The 19,196-nt window shown below is 52.0% G+C and carries 15 protein-coding genes; 3 read left to right on the forward strand and 12 right to left on the reverse strand.

All coding sequences use genetic code 11. The annotated features are described in order from the left end of the window. Nucleotides 1-616 (reverse strand): cyclase family protein (locus ACFSB2_RS12215; protein WP_377943326.1); only part of this gene is annotated, 616 nt, incomplete at its 3' end. Between the two features lie 3 nt (nt 617-619). Then, nucleotides 620-2,188: a glucose-6-phosphate dehydrogenase gene (gene zwf / locus ACFSB2_RS12220; protein WP_377943327.1), complete on the reverse strand. Its 1,569-nt coding sequence runs from the start codon at nt 2,186-2,188 to the stop codon at nt 620-622. Between the two features lie 236 nt (nt 2,189-2,424). Here zwf and ACFSB2_RS12225 point away from each other — a divergent pair, with 236 nt between their 5' ends. Genes ACFSB2_RS12225 through ACFSB2_RS12235 form a run of 3 tightly spaced genes read left to right on the forward strand, consistent with a single transcriptional unit; the run spans nt 2,425 to nt 4,360 of the window. Further along, a complete protein-coding gene (locus ACFSB2_RS12225; protein ID WP_377943328.1) occupies nt 2,425-2,793 on the forward strand; it encodes a GntR family transcriptional regulator in 369 nt (122 codons plus the stop codon). Continuing rightward, nucleotides 2,793-3,683 (forward strand): ABC transporter ATP-binding protein, encoded by an 891-nt coding sequence (locus tag ACFSB2_RS12230; RefSeq protein WP_377943330.1) that lies wholly within the window; start codon nt 2,793-2,795, stop codon nt 3,681-3,683. The genes ACFSB2_RS12225 and ACFSB2_RS12230 overlap by 1 nt, the downstream gene beginning before the upstream one ends. Continuing rightward, nucleotides 3,680-4,360: a hypothetical protein gene (locus tag ACFSB2_RS12235; RefSeq protein WP_377943331.1), complete on the forward strand. Its 681-nt coding sequence runs from the start codon at nt 3,680-3,682 to the stop codon at nt 4,358-4,360. Before ACFSB2_RS12230 ends, ACFSB2_RS12235 begins: the two co-directional genes overlap by 4 nt. 215 nt (nt 4,361-4,575) lie before the next feature. Here ACFSB2_RS12235 and ACFSB2_RS12240 read toward each other — a convergent pair whose 3' ends face one another. The 10 genes from ACFSB2_RS12240 to ACFSB2_RS12285 form a co-directional block, all read right to left on the reverse strand. Then, nucleotides 4,576-6,447 (reverse strand): HEAT repeat domain-containing protein, encoded by a 1,872-nt coding sequence (locus tag ACFSB2_RS12240; protein WP_377943332.1) that lies wholly within the window; start codon nt 6,445-6,447, stop codon nt 4,576-4,578. Nucleotides 6,448-6,544: 97 nt separating this feature from the next. Next, a complete protein-coding gene (locus ACFSB2_RS12245; RefSeq protein WP_377943333.1) occupies nt 6,545-8,344 on the reverse strand; it encodes a M3 family oligoendopeptidase in 1,800 nt (599 codons plus the stop codon). Nucleotides 8,345-8,610: 266 nt separating this feature from the next. Then, nucleotides 8,611-8,994 (reverse strand): DoxX family protein, encoded by a 384-nt coding sequence (locus ACFSB2_RS12250; RefSeq protein WP_377943334.1) that lies wholly within the window; start codon nt 8,992-8,994, stop codon nt 8,611-8,613. Between the two features lie 276 nt (nt 8,995-9,270). Beyond that, a protein-coding gene (gene prfB, locus ACFSB2_RS12255) for a peptide chain release factor 2 (protein ID WP_377943380.1) occupies nt 9,271-10,384 on the reverse strand; the annotation gives its coding sequence in 2 pieces (ribosomal slippage) (nt 9,271-10,347 and nt 10,349-10,384; 1,113 coding nt in all). 103 nt (nt 10,385-10,487) lie between these two features. Continuing rightward, nucleotides 10,488-12,866: a preprotein translocase subunit SecA gene (gene secA, locus ACFSB2_RS12260; RefSeq protein ID WP_377943335.1), complete on the reverse strand. Its 2,379-nt coding sequence runs from the start codon at nt 12,864-12,866 to the stop codon at nt 10,488-10,490. Between the two features lie 295 nt (nt 12,867-13,161). Continuing rightward, nucleotides 13,162-13,719 carry a ribosome hibernation-promoting factor, HPF/YfiA family gene (hpf, locus tag ACFSB2_RS12265; protein WP_377943336.1) on the reverse strand — a complete coding sequence of 186 codons (558 nt, stop codon included), beginning with the start codon at nt 13,717-13,719 and terminating at the stop codon, nt 13,162-13,164. 327 nt (nt 13,720-14,046) lie between these two features. After that, on the reverse strand, nt 14,047-14,430 hold the full coding sequence (fliS, locus tag ACFSB2_RS12270) for a flagellar export chaperone FliS (protein ID WP_377943337.1): 384 nt from the start codon (nt 14,428-14,430) through the stop codon (nt 14,047-14,049). Between the two features lie 19 nt (nt 14,431-14,449). Continuing rightward, nucleotides 14,450-14,824, reverse strand: coding sequence for a hypothetical protein (locus ACFSB2_RS12275; RefSeq protein WP_377943338.1), 375 nt, complete (start codon nt 14,822-14,824; stop codon nt 14,450-14,452). A gap of 15 nt (nt 14,825-14,839) precedes the next feature. Then, nucleotides 14,840-17,587 (reverse strand): flagellar filament capping protein FliD, encoded by a 2,748-nt coding sequence (gene fliD, locus ACFSB2_RS12280; RefSeq protein WP_377943339.1) that lies wholly within the window; start codon nt 17,585-17,587, stop codon nt 14,840-14,842. An 85-nt stretch (nt 17,588-17,672) separates the two neighbouring features. Further along, entirely contained in the window at nt 17,673-19,157 is a 1,485-nt protein-coding gene (locus tag ACFSB2_RS12285) for a flagellin N-terminal helical domain-containing protein (protein WP_377943340.1), read from the reverse strand. Between the last annotated feature and the right edge of the window lie 39 nt (nt 19,158-19,196).

The raw sequence follows: 19,196 nt of genomic DNA on the forward strand, positions 1-19,196 counted from the left end.
CGTCCAACAAGAGCACACGGGCAGGCGCGGCGTCGATGCCCGTCATTTTGAGCGGCGCGGCGACCATGAAGTAGGTCCCCGTCGGCACATCCTTCAAACGCAGTCCCTCAATGATGACGATGTTTTTCGCCAACAGTGCCTTGTGCGTCTCGTGCCCCGGTTGGCTTCGCTCAATGCCCAAACCGTCAATGGCCACCCCCGCGATGCCGATGTCGGCGAGATACTCGGCGCCATCTTGAGCCACGTAGATGAAGTTGAAATTGAACGACTCATCCCACGAGTTTTTCGTCTTCAATAACAAAAATTCGCCCTTTTGCGGCGCATGCGCCTCGAGGTCGGCCCGAGTGATGCCATCTTCCACATTTGTCAAATCAAGCACCCGGCAGTCGCCGACAAGCTGTTCAATGTGAACCGACTCAATCGTCTCGCCCTGCTCAAGCATGTGCAGGGGCGCATCGATGTGCGTGCCCGTGTGCGCATCCATATGAATGCGCGTCTCATGGCTGCTGCCTGTTGTGAAGTCGGACGTCGTCTCAAAGGATGGACGCTTTTCGTCCTTGTTTTTGTACACCTGCATGTCCGTATCAATCAGCATGCTGACGTCGTAAATTTTCACGGATCATTTCACCTCTACTGCCTGTGCTTTTTCACACATCAACAACGATTCCACCGACGGCACTTTCTCGCCATAAACCGGCCACCAAATTCCTGGCTCGCCCTGCACCAAATCGGTTGCAGCCTGCGGTCCCCACTCGCCGCTCGCATATTCGTGCAACGGTGTCGAAGAATCAGCGAACGCTTCTGCAATCGGATCGACAAATTTCCACGCCAGGGAAACTTCGTCCCAGCGGGTAAAGAACGTCGAGTCCCCAATCATCGCATCGTGCAGCAACCGCTCATACGCCTCCGGGGATTTATCCGACGGTTGACTGAACTCCATTGCGATGGGCACGACCACATTGTCTGTCCCCGGCCGTTTGACGTTCAACTGCATGTACATCCCTTCGACTGGATTGATGCGAATGACCAACAAGTTCGGCCCCAAGTTGCCATCCTGGTTAAAGAACAGATGCTTCGGCATATTCCGGAATTGCACCACAATTTCCGTCGACTTGACGGGCATGCGCTTGCCTGTTCGGATGTAGAACGGCACACCTGCCCAGCGGAAGTTGTCGATAAACAGACGAGCGGCCATAAACGTCTCCGTTTTCGATCCCGGCGCAACGCCTTTCTCCTCCAGATATCCTGGCACAGCCTGTCCGTTGATTTCACCAGCGCGATACTGCCCGCGCACGACATTTTTCTTCACTTCTTCGATGTCATAGCGACGCAGGGAGCGCAGTACCTTGACCTTCTCGTCGCGAATGGCTTCCGTGCGCAAACGGCTAGGCGGTTCCATCGCCGTCATCATCACCATCTGCAACATGTGGTTTTGAATCATGTCGCGCAAGACGCCCGCTTTTTCGTAATAAGAAGCCCGGTCTTCCACACCGACCGTCTCACTGGACGTGATCTGGACAGAAGCGATGGAACGGTTGTCCCACAGCGGTTCAAACATCGAATTGGCGAAGCGAATCACTTCGATATTCTGCACCATCTCTTTGCCGAGATAGTGATCGATCCGGTAAATTTCCTCTTCCTCAAAGGCGCTGCGCAGTTGTTCGTTGAGCGCAGCAGCCGATTCGTGATTATGGCCGAACGGCTTTTCGATGATGAGACGACGCCAGCCCTTTGTGTCGGCCAGCCCACTTTCTTTCAGAAAGAGCGCTGTTTCGCCGAAGAAGCGCGGCGCCATGGCGAGGTAGAACATCCGATTGCCGCCGTGATCACGCTCTTCTTCCACTTGGCTGATGTAATCATGCAAGTTGCGGAAATCTTCAACCTTGTCCACATTGCCTGGCACATAGTGAATTCGCTCTGCGAATGAACGCCACACGTCATCGTTGGGTATGCCGCCCTTGACGAAGGACTGCATGGACTGGAACACCTCGTCGCGGAACCCTTCATTCGTGTATTTGGTACGCGCCGTTCCTACAACGCTGAACCCATCCGGAACCAGCCCCTTGCGATGCAGTTGATACATGGCTGGGAACAATTTACGATGCGCCAAATCGCCGGTTGCGCCGAACAGCACAAACACGTGCGGTGGCAGTTGACGAGCACTTGTCTGATTTTCCACTCCACTCACGTCCTCTTTCCTAAGCTTAATTTATGTTCTCCCACTCTGGGGCCAAAATTACCTTCACAAGACCGCCCCACAATCTTGATGAAATGAAATATGCCTGTTCACATTGTACAACAAGGCAATTTATTCATGCGTTATAAAATCGGAAAAGTATTAAATATCGAGATAAGAATTGACAATAAGGTCTACTGCTTGTATGGTTAGTTACATGAGTAATTAACTAACATGGTGGTGGCGAGATGACTTTTTTGATGGATGACAGCCGCCCGATTTTTGTGCAGATTGCAGAACGCATTGAGGACGACATCATTCAAGAGAGATTACCTGAAGAGGCGCAGGTTCCTTCGACCAATCAATTCGCATCCTTTTACCAAATCAACCCGGCAACTGCGGCGAAGGGCGTGAATCTTTTGGTGGATCAAGGGATTTTGTACAAGAAACGAGGGATCGGTATGTTTGTGGCTACCGGCGCGCGCGCGCAGTTGCTGGAAAAGCGGCGAGAAGAGTTCTTCGAACAGTACGTGGTGACGATGATACAAGAGGCCAAAAAACTGGGGATCACCACAGCGCAATTGTCCGACATGATTTTGAGAGGAGATAAAATCTGATGCAAAGCGCCGTTGAAGTGGAAGGTCTGACCAAGTCATATGGCAGTTTCACGGCAGTAGATCACGTCAGCTTCCAAATGGAAGCAGATAAAATATACGGGTTGTTGGGGAGAAATGGCGCAGGGAAAACCACCATCATGCACATGTTAACGGCTCAATTGTTCCCGACGAGTGGGAAATTGAAAGTGTTCGGGGAAGCGCCCTATGAAAATAATCGGGTGCTCAGTCAAACGTGTTTCATCAAGGAGAGCCAAAAATATCCTGACAACTTTCGGCTTGCAGATGTAATGGAAATGGCCGAATCGTTCTTTCCCAACTGGGACCGCGCGTACGCGCAGTCGTTGATTGCAGACTTCGGTCTGCCGCCAAGACGGCGCATGAAAAAGTTATCCAGAGGAATGCTCTCCGCCGCTGGCATCATTGTCGGCCTAGCCAGCCGCGCGCCGTTGACGATATTCGACGAACCCTACCTGGGACTGGACGCTGTCGCCAGGAATTTGTTTTACGATCGGCTGATTGAAGATTATGGCTCACATCCACGCACCATCGTCCTTTCCACACACCTGATTGACGAGGTGAGCCAGATTCTGGAGCATGTCATGCTGATTGACAAAGGTCGGCTGATCCTGAATGAAAATGCAGATGTATTGCGCGGACGGGCGTTCACTGTCGCAGGCACAACGTCAGCCGTCGAGGCATTTACGGCCAGAAAAAAAGTGGTGCACCGCGCACCGTTTGGCGCATTGACTTCCGCCACCGTCACTGGAAGCTTGACGCCAGCAGAACAAAAACAAGCGAATGCACTCGGCTTGGAACTAGCGCCTGTATCACTACAGCAATTGGTCGTTCATTTGACAAATCAACATGGGCAAGAGGAGGAAACACTGTGAACCGCACCATGAGTATTGTGAAGTTGCATTTCAAGTCCAGGTTGCTTTTGTTCTTTCTTCCCTGGTTCATTACGTTATTCAGCTTTTTTATCAATCTGATTCTCTGCTTCATCATTCACAGCCAAACCTATTCTGGCAGCGTCGCGACTGTCTATTTGTACATGCTCATCATCGGCATCTTTTTCTTGCGTGGCGCATTCCCGTTTGCAATCGGATTTAGCGTGCGGCGAACAGACTTTTTTGTGGGCACGGCCATGACGATTCTCATCATCAACGCGGTCAATGCGCTCATACTATCCCTGTTGTCCCTCATAGAAAATTTGACAGACAGTTGGGGCGTCAATTTGCACTTTTTCCATCTTCCCTATTTGGACGCGAGCCCGGCCATCGGACAGTTTTGGATTGATTTCGTCATCTTGCTGCACTTGTGCTTTCTTGGTTGGTTGATATCAAGTTTATTTCAACGGTTTGGCCGCGGCGGATTGCTGATCTTTTTCGCCGCCCTGTTTATCTTCTGCAGTGTTGCCGCCATTCTCTGCACGTATTTCAACAAATGGATCCCCATTTTTACGTGGTTCTTTCACCATTCAGCCCTACAACTATCCTGGTGGCTGATTCCAGCCATCGTCGTCTATGGAATTGTAACGTACTTGCTCCTGCGCAGAGCGACAGTATAAGACGCGCATTCAACCATGCCTTGCGTCGCCTGGCACCCAATGCGGACCACCTTAGCATGGGCCACGCGCTCAGGTGTACATCTTTCCTACCAATATGACAACAGTGTTATAAAGCAAAACGCCTTCTTCTGTGGCGTTTTGCTTTATATTTTCTGATTTGCAGAATCCATCGAACATGGCGCAATGATCATTTCGGCAGCTTCTGCTTTGTGCCCTCACCTGACTTTGCGGATGCAAAACAGATGTGGCGCCAATCCGCCCATTGCTACAGCCTGATCCAATTCACACACAACTTGCGATTTCCAAGTTTGTACCACATCAGATAACAGCGCAATTTCCTGCGTCAGAAAAACAGCACAGCCACCGACCCGCAAAATTCGGATGACTTCTTTGAGCAGTGCCGGGTACAACGCGACATTTCCTTCATGGTTCCCGACGCGACGCCCAAAAGGCAAGTTGGCGACAACCACATCGACCGATCCCGCCGCCAGCGGTGTGGAAACGGCATCCCACTCGTGCAGCATCACGTCCTGACAGTGCTTGAGGTTATGTTGTGCTGCCGCAACGGCAGCCCTGTCACAATCACCGCCGATGAGCGCTTGATATGGCGCGATGGTCGCCCGCTCCAACAACAATGTGCCAGAACCGCACGTCGGATCGACAAACACATCATCAGGCTTCGGTTTTGTACACAGCACCATCGCTCTGGCCACGCGCCAATCGAGCGATGTCGCCCGCAATTTCCGCGCAGGTCTACGCATGTCGCGCTCCTCGATCAGCGGCGCAATCGCAAAAACCTGTCCGTTGATGCGCACCTGTTCAAGGTCGACAGTTTGGCCATTTTGCGCATTCACACCATGCTGTGAAAACAGCGCTTGCAGATAGGGATTCACCTCACAGTTGCCGGTCGCATCGGTCACAGAAGCGACAGCGCAGATCCGGGAGATGGTGTGCATGCTCTTCATCTCTGCGACACTGGAGCTATTTTCGTCAAGACGGACTTCCAGCCAGCCAGCGCCAGACATCTGCGTCTGGAAAACGATGCCCAAGCAATCGGCTTCCATCGCGACAAACGATTCTAATCCCGGCAAAGTCTCTAAGACGAACCGCCGCCACTTGGGCGCCAACTGTCTGACTTGCAAAAAGACATCCCGGCGCTGCAGCAAATCAGTCGCAACAGACCGAATCTTGGGTGACGGGTGATGGTCGAAAAGCCACTGCACGCGCTCGATCACAGCGCCATCCTCGTTCATGTACTCAGCCAGACATTGCAGCGCTGTGATGACCACCTGATTGCTGGCATCGTCCAAAGCGCCTAGCAACCACTCTCGCTTCACGTTTCGTCGCAAAGCGCAATGGGCGATGGAGCGATACGTCGCTTCCCGAACAGCAGCTTGGTCACTGGCCAAAAGGCGTTCATAGTCCGCCTCATGCAACGTGGCATAGGGAATCGCCGCCAATATAGAGACCAACGTCTTTGCGTCTTTTGTCCGAATCACCGCGCGCATCAATGCGCCGCGAATTTCACCGCTGGCATAGGACGCATCGCGCAATGCGTTTTGCACCTGCGGCTGCGCGCAATCCAACGCCTGTAACAACTCGACAAAGGCTTTGTGCCCCAGTTTGATGCCACAGACCAATATGCCCTCACACAGGCGGGCATTCGGGTCTTGCAACATGCTGGACAGCGTGGGCAGCACGCCATCGTCGCCGATTTCCCCGAACGCCCATACCGCCGTTTTGGCCACTTTAAAACCGCAACCGCTTGCAATCAACTCAACAAGCGCAGGGATCGCCGCCCGGACCTGCATTCTGCCAATGGACCACACCGCCATCTGCACCACATCTTGATGCGCATCTTGCAGCGCGTTCAACATCTCGGGCAATGCGTCCTCTTCGCGCAACTCTCCGACAAGCGCACATGTCGCTCGTCTGATTTTCGGATTTTTTGACGTGATCCCCCGCATGAATACCGCTTTGCGCACATCAAGCGGCGCCGACGCCAGCTTGGTGGCGACGCGCTGCCGCGATTTTTCCGCGCCTTTGGCCAACGCGACAAGCGCACTGTATAAATCTGCATCTGGCAACGTCATCCCGCCTCTCGCTCTAGAATCTAACAAAAGAAAAGAGCCATCTCAAGGTACAGACCTTAGATGGCTCTTTGATGCAGCACGGTGAAACAGATCAATTGAGCGCGGTGGACTGGGCGAGATCGACAAATTTACGCGCGTCGATCACGGCCAAGTCCACAGCGCTTTGCCAGAAGTCTGGCTTTTGCAGGTCGACGCCGAGGTGTTTCTTCGCCAAATCTTCGACGCGCATGCGCCCTGTATCCTGCAGCAATGCGACGTACTTGGCAGCGAAGGATGGGCCCTCGGCTTGCGCGCGCGCATAAATCCCCGTGCTGAACAGATAGCCAAACGTATACGGGAAGTTGTAGAACGGCACGCCTGTGGAGTAAAAATGCAGCTTGGACGCCCAGAAGTGAGGGTGATAGCTGGCCAACGCCCCGCCAAACGCTTCCTCTTGCGCCGTCTGCATCAGCGCATTTAGCCGCTCCACACTGACCACGCCGCGCTTGCGTTCTTCGTAGAACCGCGTCTCAAACAAAAACCGCGCATAGATGTTCATGAACATCGCGACACTGCGTCCGACTTTGTCTTCGAGCAATCCCAACTGTTCGACTGGATTTGCCGCCTCTTTGACTGAAGCGTCGGCGACAATCATCTCGGCAAAAGTCGAAGCTGTTTCAGCGACATTCATCGCATAATTGGTATTCAACTGCGGCAACTGGCGCATGACGTGTTGATGATACGCATGTCCCAACTCGTGCGCCAATGTCGCCACATTGGACGCAGAACCCGAGAAGGTGACAAAGATGCGCGTCTGCCCGCTGACCGGGAAACTGGTGCAGAATCCACCGGGGCGCTTGCCAGGCCTGTCTTCCGCTTCGATCCAGCGCTTTTCAAAACATTGGTACGCGAATGCCGCCATCTCTGGGTTGAAGTGCTCGAAGTGGCGAACGATAAAATCACGCGCCTCTTCATATGTGTACACTTTGGCGTTTTGCCCCAACGGTGCGGCAACATCCGCCCATGTCGGCTTCTCTGTGCCAATGCACTTGGCTTTCGCTTCGAGGAACCGGACGAATTCGGATTGGTTCTCGGCAATCACCTGCCACATCGTGTCCAACGTGGTAGCAGACATGCGATTGATTTCCAGCGGTTCGCGCAGCACCGAATCCCAACCGCGTTGCTCATACACTGCCAAGCGATGCCCCGCAAGGTGATTCAACACCTCCGAACACAAATCGGCTTCATTGGCCCACGTCTTTTCCAATTCGCCAAACACGCGCTCACGAACATCCCGGTCATTGACTAACAATTTGTTGTTGGCCTGTCCCATCGACAAGGAAACAGTCTTTCCGTTCTCCTCGAATGGGAGCGTCATCCGGCCGACAATCGTGTTGTACAGCTCTCCCCACGCCCCATATCCGTCGACAGAAAGCACCGCGACCAACGCTTCCATCTCTGGCGGCAACTTGTCACCTGCGCGGCGGCGACGTTCTTCCAGCACATACTGCAATTCGCCGATTTGCGGCTCATCGAGCAAAGCGGCAAACGCGTCCGCTGTCAATCCGGTCAGCACCGCATCCAGCTTCGTGAGCGAGACATTGTATTTCGCCCGCAGTTGACTGACGCGGCCTACGAGCAGACGCGCCTCTGTATCCTTGACATCTTGCGCGGTCAGACAGCTGATAAAGGCGCCCGCTTCCCGCAAACGAGCCGCGATGTCCTGCATGTGCAAAATGGCGGCGGCCAATTGTTGCGACGCTGAGGTCGAATTCAACTGCTCCACATTTGCTGAGAACGTCGTCATATCCTGACTTAACTGCGCTAAATATGTATCAAATTCCGTGGAAGTACTGCCACCCTGGAAGATCACGTCCAAATCCCAAGTCTGATTTAATCCTGATGTCGTCATGTGAGTTCTCCTCCTTCACTCATCTATTATAACGAAACTTTGCTGTCGGTCTTGAAATATATTTTCCCATTCGAAATAATCAGAGGCGCCATGTCCTACACGAAAACAGCTGATGAAAGAGAAACGAGGCACAGCGCCCTTGAGCACTTTGCCCCGTTTCTTCAACTACACAACAACTGTGGAAGAGACAACCCGGCGCAATTTCTTGTTGTCGCCTGTCTCTTGCAACCAGATAGCGTCTTGCTACGCTTTCGTTTTGCTAGTCATCAAAAATGAATCGCGTACGAGCCTGGTCCAATCAGCGCAACACCCACTGCAATGGCAATCAGCATCAGGTTATACTCAAACCCGTTCTGCGTGATCCAGTAACCATTCTTCCCATGCACCGTAAAGATGGCGACCAACATGGTGATGACCATCAACGCCGCCGCCACAGGCAGCCACAGTCCTGCTGCAAACAAGAGACCGCCAATCACCTCTGCCAGCGCAGCGAGAAACGCCATGAACACACCTGGCTTAATACCGATGGATTCGAGCCATCCACCAGTCCCCTTCAAGCCATGTCCACCAAACCAACCGAATTTCTGTGTACCATGTCCCGCAAATGTCAAACCGACAACCAAGCGGATTATCAACAAACCGATACTCATGACGTTCACCCTTTCTTTAATTAATATAATTACGTTTAGTAAGTAATAACGCCCGAGATACAGAATAATATAGTCGCTTATGTTTTGTCAATAATAAATCCACAGAAAACACATCGCAAAAACTGGACATATTGCCAAGGCAGTATCACCTGTAAAAATGGACATCCCCGGTAGACAAAAAATGGAGTGCGATCCGCCACGCGAATCTGCACTCCATCTTTAAGTTACTTGCGGTTTTGCCCTCTAAACGAACTCGCTGTCTTGCTATACGAGTGTTTAGCTGGATTCACCGTTGTGCGCGCTCGCCTCACGCGCTTGTTGACGCGCTAGTTCCCAGCGCAAGTAGGCGTTGATGAATGGATCCAACAGCCCGTCGACAACGGCATGGACATTGCCAATCTCTTCGTTGGTACGGTGATCCTTGACCATTGAGTAGGGGTGGAACACATACGAGCGGATCTGGCTGCCCCAGCCGATATCCTTCTGCTCGCCACGCAATTCCGCCAACTCCTCCTCGCGTTCCTGGCGGCGGCGCTCAGCCAAGCGCGCCTTCAACAGGTTCATCGCCACAGCGCGGTTTTGGATCTGCGAACGTTCGCTTTGGCAACTGACGACGATACCCGTCGCCAAGTGCGTGATACGCACTGCGGAATCCGTCGTATTGATGTGCTGCCCGCCTGCGCCCGTGGAACGGAACGTGTCAATCCGCAGTTCCTCCGGCCGCACTTCAATGTCGGAATTGTCCTCCGTGATTTCCGGAATCACATCACAGGAAGCAAAGGACGTATGACGACGTCCCGACGCATCGAACGGCGAAATGCGCACCAACCGATGCACACCCTTCTCCGCCTTCAAATAGCCGTACGCGTTGTGTCCTTTGATCATCAAAGTCACACTCTTCACGCCCGCCTCGTCTCCCGGCAGGTAGTCGAGCACTTCCACCTTGTAGCCGTGGTCCTCCGCCCAGCGCGTGTACATGCGCAGCAGAATGGACGCCCAATCCTGTGACTCCGTGCCGCCCGCGCCCGGATGCAATTCGAGAATCGCATTGTTCGCGTCATATTCCCCTGACAGCATCAATTCAAGCTCAAAGCCATCCAATCCCGTTTTCAGCGCCGCTGCCAGCTCGTTTGCTTCCGCAAACAGCTCCATGTCATTTTCCTCTTGCGCCAATTGCAAGGAGACTTCCGCATCATCCAGCTTCTGCTCCATCTCCACCATCTTATCGACAACCGATTTTAACGCATTGACTTCGGAGATGATCTTTTGCGCCTTGTCCTGGTCATCCCAGAAATTGGCCGCTGTCATCTGAATCTCTAAGGCCTCCACCCGCTGCTGTTTGGCAGCGACGTCAAAGAGACCTCCTAAAGTCCGCTAACCGAGTAGCCATCGTCTTCAATTCTTGGCGAAGCTCGCCAAACGTTTCTGCCACAACCGTCACTCCCTAAAATCATCAATCTCCATATGGTATTGCGCACACGCCGACCCTGTGATTAGCCACCCGTGCTGTCGTGCATCTCAATCGGCTGCGGCGTCATCTGCACCGTCGCCTTGAAGACATACTGCACAACCTCTTCTTCAATGCTGTGAATCATCGCTTCAAACATCTCGAAGCCCTCTTTTTGATAAATCACAAGCGGATCTGCCTGCCCATAAGAACGTAGGTGCACACCCTGGCGGAACTGATCCATCGCATCAATGTGATCCATCCACTTGGAGTCCACCGTGCGCAACAAGACCAGTCGCTCCAATTCGCGCAAGAAATCGCCCATCTCCGTCTCACGCTCATCGTAATTCGCAATCAGGAGCTCCAGCAGACGATCCTGCAACTCATCGCGCTCCAACTTCCGCAGCGAATCTTCATCCACCTGCTCCGGCAACAAGAAGTGATGCTCCGCATATTTGAGGAGCGCCGGAATATCCCAGTCCTCCGGAATCTGCTCCTCTGAACAGTACACTTCCAGCATGTGCTCAATCAGATCTTTTCCCATACCCTCTACAATTTCACGCAGATTCTCCGTCTCGAGAATCTGGCGGCGCTGACGATAAATCACTTCACGCTGTTTGTTCAAGACATCGTCATAGCGCAAGACGTGCTTGCGAATGTCGTAATTGTTCCCTTCGACCTTCTTCTGCGCGCGCTCCATGGCGCCTGTCAACATCCGGTGTTCAATCGGCTGATCTTCCTCAAGCCCCAGCCTGTCCATCATCCGCTTGATGTTTTCCGAGCCAAACAACCGCAGCAATTCATCCTCCAGCGACAGGAAGAACTGCGAGGAACCCGGATCTCCCTGACGTCCAGAACGACCACGCAACTGATTGTCGATGCGGCGGCTCTCATGCCGTTCTGTACCGATGATGTGCAGTCCGCCCGTGTCCGCAACACCGTCGCCAAGGATGATGTCCGTGCCGCGCCCAGCCATGTTCGTGGCGATGGTCACCATGTTCGGCTGCCCCGCCAATGAGACAATTTCCGCCTCGCGCGCATGGTGTTTCGCATTGAGCACTTGGTGTCCGACACCCTTTTGCTTGAGCAATTCCGAAACAATTTCCGATTTGTCGATGGATGTCGTGCCCACGAGCACAGGTTGCCCATGCGCATGACGTTCGGCAATCTCGTTCACCACCGCCTGGAATTTGGCGCGCTCTGTCTTATAGATGACATCGCCCATATCTTTGCGAATCAGCGGCCGGTTGGTCGGGATACACACGACATCCATGCCATAAATCTCGATAAACTCTTTTTCTTCCGTCTTCGCCGTCCCTGTCATGCCGGAGAGCTTGTTGTACATCCGGAAGAAGTTCTGCAGCGTGATGGTCGCCAACGTCTTCGATTCGTTTTGAACCCGAACGCCTTCTTTGGCTTCAATCGCCTGGTGCAATCCTTCGCTGTAGCGCCGTCCCTGCATCAAACGTCCAGTAAATTCATCGACGATGCAGATCTCGTCATCGAGTACGACATAGTCCTGATCTCGATGCATCAAGCCGTGCGCTTTCAAGCCTTGCGTCAGGTGGTGCATCAGCGTGACATTGTCGGGATCGAACAAATTGTCGACATGGAAGAACGACTCCGCCTTGTGGACACCACTGTCCGTCAGGTTGGCCGTGCGCATCTTTTCATCAATCTCATAGTCCTCCGGCTTCAAACGGCGGACAAAGAAGTCGGCGCGAAAATACAGGTCTGCAGACTTCTCGGCAGGCCCAGAGATGATGAGCGGTGTACGCGCTTCATCAATCAAAATGCTGTCGACTTCATCGACGATAGCGAAGTGCAATTTGCGCTGCACCATGTCATCGACAGACATCACCATGTTGTCGCGCAAATAGTCGAACCCGAACTCATTGTTCGTCCCGTACGTGATATCTGCCCCGTACGCTTGCCGCTTCTCTTCATGTGTCATGTCGTGCCCATTGAACCCGACCGTCAGTCCTAAAAAGCGATGCACTTGCCCTGTGATTTCGGCGTCACGTTTCGCCAAATAGTCGTTGACCGTGACAACGTGCACACCTTGCCCCGTCAAACCATTTAAATAGGAAGGTAAAGTGGCAACCAATGTCTTCCCTTCACCGGTACGCATCTCAGCGACACGGCCTTCGTGAAGCACCAGTCCACCCATCAACTGGACGTCATAGTGACGCTGTCCCAGCACGCGCTTCGCAGCCTCGCGAACCAAGGCAAACGCCTCGGGTAACAGGTCGTCCAACTTCTCCCCATTGTTCAATCGCTCGCGATATGCCGGTGTCATCGCCTGTAACTCGGCATCTGACATCTGCTCAAACTGTGACTCTAATCCGTTGATTCGATCAATCTTGCGCCGCAATCGCGCAATATCACGTTCGTTGGCGTTAAACACTTGCTTCAGGAGTCCCACCGAACGGTCACACCCCCATCTAATAAGTCAGCTCAAAGCTGCAAAGATTCTACCGATTGTTCGATCCCTACGTTCGAACACACAGTCCTAATATTAGATTGTACCGTAGGAAGGTAGAATATCACAAGATGGCAGAAATGAATGGTCAATCCGTCCACAATCTGTATACTGGAATCCGGATGCCGCGTCAACCGGAAACAAGGCAAATCGGGCATCGCAACACCTCGCGAATACCCGATTTGTCATTCGTCTATGAAACAGCGGCAAAGCACCGCTGTCGTTTTCTGCATATCAATCAGCCTTGTGGCTCAATCAGACCATAGTCTCCATTGCGGCGACGATAGACGACATTCACCTCTTCGGTATCCGCATTGGTAAATACGTAGAAGTCATGCCCAAGCAAATCCATCTGCATCATGGCCTCTTCAATATCCATGGGTTTTATCGCAAACCGCTTGACTCGAACCAGCTTCGGCGCTTTCTCCTCATAGATGTCCTGCAAGGAGAATTCACCATTGAGCGTGGATTGTTTAATGCGCGTGCGCAATCCTCTATCCCGGAAACGCCGGTTTAATTTTTCCTTGTGCCGTTGTACCTGTTGTTCCAATTTGTCAGTCACTAAATCAATGGAGGCATACATATCACTAGACTGCTCTTCAGCGCGAAAAATCACGCCATGTACGTGCATCGTCATTTCAACTCGGTGGAGTGCACCCTCCACTGCCATGGTTACATGGATATCCTTGTCCGCTTCGCCTTCAAAATACCGCGTGAGTCGACCAATCTTTTTGTCCACATAATCATGCAATGCAGTTGTGACGGCAATGTTGTCGCCATGAACGTTAATTTTCATATGACAACCCCTCCTTCATATCTCAATTATAACGGAAGATTGGGGAAGATGGCGATTACATTTTGAATATACAGGAAACACATTTTGGATAAGATGACATGTCTACCTACTTCCGTCACATTCGGACATCCATCATCAATCCACTTGCCTGCTTGTGCTGTTCCAATGGATGGCTTCAGGCCGCAGTCGACAGCCACCTATCGTGAACTGAACGGTCATCATATGCGTCTCCCCGCCTTTATCGAAATGGGCGTGTAAGAAATCTGCATTGATGTCGTTGAGTGAAAGTATGGCAAGCGGAGGTCACATGCGTGCGTAGTACATGAATTACCTCTCGGCACCAAGCTGCTTGATGGCCTCTTCCCAGGTATCTCGTAGCCCTTTGACGATTGGATACTGTTCCTCAATCGGCCGAATGTCCTTATTGACATTCGCTTGAATCAGTTGATTGAGGAAATATTGATACAGTTGACGCAAGTTTTTTGAGACTTCATATTGCATATCGAGCGTATTGTTCAATTCATGTACGATACTCTGCGCTTTCATCAGTTGTTTATGGGCATCCATCAACTGTTTTTGTTCAATCGCTTGTTTCGCCAGTTCCAATGCAGACAACCAGCCATCGTACAACATAATGACCAATTTCTCACGGCTTGCTGTCTGGACTGACGTCGATTTATAAGCCATAAATGCACGTTGGGGGTAAGCCACTTATCTCAGCCTCCATCAATTACAGTTGAATATCAAAAGACGAACTCTGTTGTGCGCTGGAAAACCGGTTGGTGGCAAACTTGCCAGCGGCTGTGACTTGCCGCCCCGCCTGCTGCACCGTATGTTGCCTGGCCCGGATTCCAAGACAAATCTGCTCATTCTGATCCAGAATCTTTTGCACGGCCAAGCGAAAATCATCGTTGGTTTGTAAGCGCGCAGGATCGAACAAACGAGCATTTTTCCTGAATGCATGAAACAGCTCGTTTCTTTGTTCGAGCAGTTGCTCAATCGACGAATAGGGCAGTTGTACATCCGCCAACGCCGTCAACAGTCGTTCACCAACGTCCGTCATCTGCTGAGCCACATTCAACGGTTCTGTCATCAGTTGACTCAAATTTCTCACCCCAGATTAACTGCTGCTAGATCCGCCCATCATCGAAACGATGTAGGAGGACTGTGAATTCACTTGTTCAATCGCCGACTCCATATTGGAAAACTCATTCTGGTAACGCGTCTGCAAGGATTGGAGTTGACTGTCCATATCTGTGGCCTGTGAATCCATGACAGAGATCTCTTCTCCGATAAAGCTAGTATCCATGTCATCCGTGCTAAACAGTGTGGATAAGTCGGCATTCGGATCTATCAGCGTGTACGCGAGCAAACTGCTGTCGTCTGTGCTGCTACTGCTAGACGAGCTACTCGCATCCGGTCCAGTTGGGTCATAGGTGTCGCCTGTGCCCGCCTGCTGTTGAATCTGCGTAATGCTGCTGCTCACGGCCTCGTAAAGTTGCTTGGCAATGCCCGTGTCACTGCTTGACGCATTCGTCGAACTGCCGCTTGAACCACTACTTGAACCAGATGCCGTAAACAGATCCATAACGGCTGTCGGATTCGCTTCAATCGCTGCTGTTAACTGGTCTGTATTTATCTGCAGAAGACCATATGTGCTGTATCCTGTCGTCGTCACGCCTGGCGCAGTCGCGCCACTGCTCAGCCCATTATAGGGATCTATCGGCGAAATGCCGATGGAATACAACGAATTCATCTGCGTGGCCTGGCCATTGACTTCGGATGTCGGCTGTCCAGATACCATAGAAGTCGTGGCGGTTTCCATGCTTGACATGATCCCACCCAACAGCGTGTCATTGCCGAGCAAACCGCTCTGCGCCTTCTGGTTCCACTCCGTCACCTGTGTATCTGTCATCTGCGCCGCCTGGGCAGCGGTGAGCGGCAAGTAGGAGTTGTTGGGCTGTGTGCTGTACTGTCCTTGGATGTACTGCAGCGTCTCATTGTACTGCTGAACAAAATTGGTGATGGTCTGGACGATTGAATCCACATCCGGCGCCACAGAGATATTGACTGGACTGCTGGTCACCGCATTGAGAGATAGCGTTGTTCCATTGTAATCCGTTTGGTTCGACTGACTGGACGTGCTGTATCCGTTCACTGTGTAATAAGCGTTTTTTGCCACATCGGCGGAATCTGTCACAGGATCGCCAGAAGCATCGTATGCTTGCCCCAAAACTGTCTGGCCGCCGTAATTCAACGGATCAGACACGCTGATGCCGGAGTAAAGTCCCGTCGCATCCGACTCGTCGGTCGTGCCCACACCTGTGATGGCCGCATTTGGCGTATAACTGACGCCCAATGACGTAGCGCCATTTGAACTGGCCGTCAGCGTCAAGGTGCCATCGCTGGCGCTCCCTTTCACACCATTCGGTAGCTTCGAAGCAACCGCACTGGCCACCCCATTTGCGTCCAAGCCGTGCGTATCAATCGCCGTCACACCAGTGCCAGTTGGCGCATTGCCAGTTGAACTGTCGTAAAATTCGAAGGTTTGGCCGTCTACGCTCAATTCGTCGCCAGCTGCTGGCACGCCTGAAAAGGTCGCCGTTTGCGTCGTCGGCGTGGAATCTGTGCCGAGCGTTTGCGATCCTAAGGTGACGGCGGACGGTACTGAAGTGGTAAAGTCGCTGCCCGCTCCTGTCGCCAATGCAGTCAAGGTCAAACTGCTGCCGGAAGCCGCAGCTGACAGTGTGCCACTCAATGTTCCGTTTGCAGAAATGGCGTTTGCCACTGCAGAAGCGATGTCCGACGCGCTCTCGCCATTGACGTCGATGGCGATGCCATTTTGGTCTGTAGGCGCACTTTCTTTGGAACTGTCGTAAAACTGAACCTCAGTGCCATCTATATCCAAACTGGAACCAGCTGCCGGCGTGCTGGCAAAGTTCAGTGTCTGACTGGTCGTGGCCGGATTCAATGTCAGCTTGTTTGTCGAACTGTCGTAACTCGCGACTACGCCGGTCGAGGCTGCTTGGGCATTGATCTGCGATGTGACATCTTCCAAAGATTCGCCGTTCGTAAACTGAAAATGGGTGCCATTGATGTCCACAGTCCCACTGCTGGTCAAACTATCCCCCGTAAAGGAGTAGGAGACTGCCTGCGCGGGCTGAAGGCCAAACAGATTTGTAAAAATACCTGCGTCATCAGAACTGACCTGCATTTTGGCCCCGCTGCCCGTGCCGTCTGTCTGAAGAACCACCTTGCCAGCATTCGAGTCGTAAAATCCTGTGACACCAGCGGCAGGATTGGAATTGATATCTTGCAAAATCGAATTGATGGTGTCCGTCTGTGGATTGACTTTAAATGTCTGACCGTTGAGGGTGAAACTAAGTGATGTATCACTTGAACTATCCCCCAATATTTGACCAATCGGCGTATTCGCATAATTGCTGTTCGTCGACAAGCTCTGCGACGAAGTAGCTGTCGCCCCAGCCGCCAACTGCTGCACCGTCACACTGTATGATCCATTCGCTGAGGCGCCATTGGATGTGGCTGACACGACGGAACTGTTGCTTGACGTGGCTGTGGTTTGCAGGAAAGTGGACTGCAGTTGTAGCGACGACAAATCATTCTGTAGATCTGTCAGCGTGTTGCCAACTCGCTGATAAATGTCCTGCTTCCACTGAGTAATTTGGCGTTGCTGCAACAATTGAATCAACGGTTCTTGCGCAGACTCCATCAAACCTTGGACAATGCTGTCCGTATCCACGCCCGAAGCCAAGCCAGAGATACCGCCAGAAACACTGGGCAAAGCCGAGCTTGATGAACTACTGCTTGAACTGCTGCCGCCAGTCAAAGACCCGATATAGGTCATGCTCCTCGCCGCCTTTCATCCAAATGTGTTTCATTCATAATCGGCAAAAGCCGGCCGCCTGCGCGACCGGCGTATTGCGATATCATCAACCCAACAGTTTGAGTACCAACTGCGGTTGTTGGTTGGCCTGCGCCAACATTGAAACCGCTGCCTGTTGCAGTACGTTATCTTGCGTGTATTGCGCCATTTCCGTCGCCATATCCGTATCGGTGATGCCGGACTCAGCGCTGGTCAGGTTTTGCGAAGAAGTCGACAGGTTGTTGATGGTGTGTGTCAGGCGGTTTTGGTAAGCGCCCAATTGACCTTGTTCCTGTGAGACTTGATCGATCGCATTGTTGAGGACCGTGATTGCGTTGCCAGCAGCTGTTGCACTCGATACATCAAGACCATACTGAATGTTGGTGTTATCTTGACCATTAGAAACTGACAGAGCCGATGTGAATCCGGATGTGCCACTAGCCGTCGTTGCAATTCCCAAAGAGACGGCATCAGCAGCGCCAATGGAAATCGTCATATTTTGGCCTTGGTTTGCGCCGATCTGCAATTGAGCTGTAAAATCTCCGCTCGCTCCACTCGTCCCACTCGATCCGGCCGTGAACGAAAAGTTCAAAGTCCCGGTAGCTGCAGATGTAACCGTACCAGTGTTAATACCATCGATGGTCAATGTGCTACCAGTATTCAAGTAAGCAGTAGAGACGGCAGTTCCAGAAGCATTTGATAGAACAGCCTTTTCATCGGTACTACCAGAGATGGTAAAAGTCATGGTTCCTGCAGCAGCTGATGTTATCGTCCCCATAGAAATTCCATCAATGGTTAGTTCTTTACCAGATGTAGCAGTAGCCGTGCCGATTGTAACAGTGCCGGAAATCAAAGACACATTCCCTGAAGCATCCATTGTCAATGTATACGAACCAGACGATAAGTGAAGCCCTGTTACATCCAAAGTGGTACTAACGCCTTTTAGACTACCAGTAGCAGTTGAAGCCGTCGCAGTAGTATCTAACGTCGCCGTACTCATGGAAATTTCGTACTTCCCGGTACTCAACGTAGAAGCGCCACTGACATCCAAACTGGAGATACCATTGAGAGCACCGCTTGCACTTGTGATGCTCGCCGAAGCTGTTGTTGCAGATGATGACGAGCCACCACCTTGCAAGATATTCTGCGTATTAAACTGTGTCGTACCCGCAATGCGATTGACTTCATCCGTCAACTGGTTCATTTCTTGTTGGATGTTGGTGCGGTCTGTCGATGTATTCGTGTCGTTGGAAGCTTGTACCGCCAATTGACGCATTTGTTGCAAAATGCCGTTCGTCTCGTTCAACGCGCCAGAAGCCGTCTGAATCAACGAAATGCCGTCCTGTGCGTTCGAAGAAGCTTGGTTCAACCCATTGATTTGCGATTGCATCTCTTGCGAAATGGCGTAACCAGATGCGTCGTCTGCAGCACTGTTGATTTTCTTGCCGGTCGAAAGTTGTTGCAACGCGCTGTTCAACGCGTTGGAGTTGGAATTCAACGCAGACAATGCGTCCATTGCGCCTAGGTTATGGCCAATGATCATACCTGACATTTGTCTTCTCCCCTTACTCGAATTCAAATCTACGGTCCA

This window comes from Alicyclobacillus fodiniaquatilis (assembly GCF_042678105.1).
Classification (GTDB): Bacteria; Bacillota; Bacilli; order Alicyclobacillales; family Alicyclobacillaceae; genus Alicyclobacillus; species Alicyclobacillus fodiniaquatilis.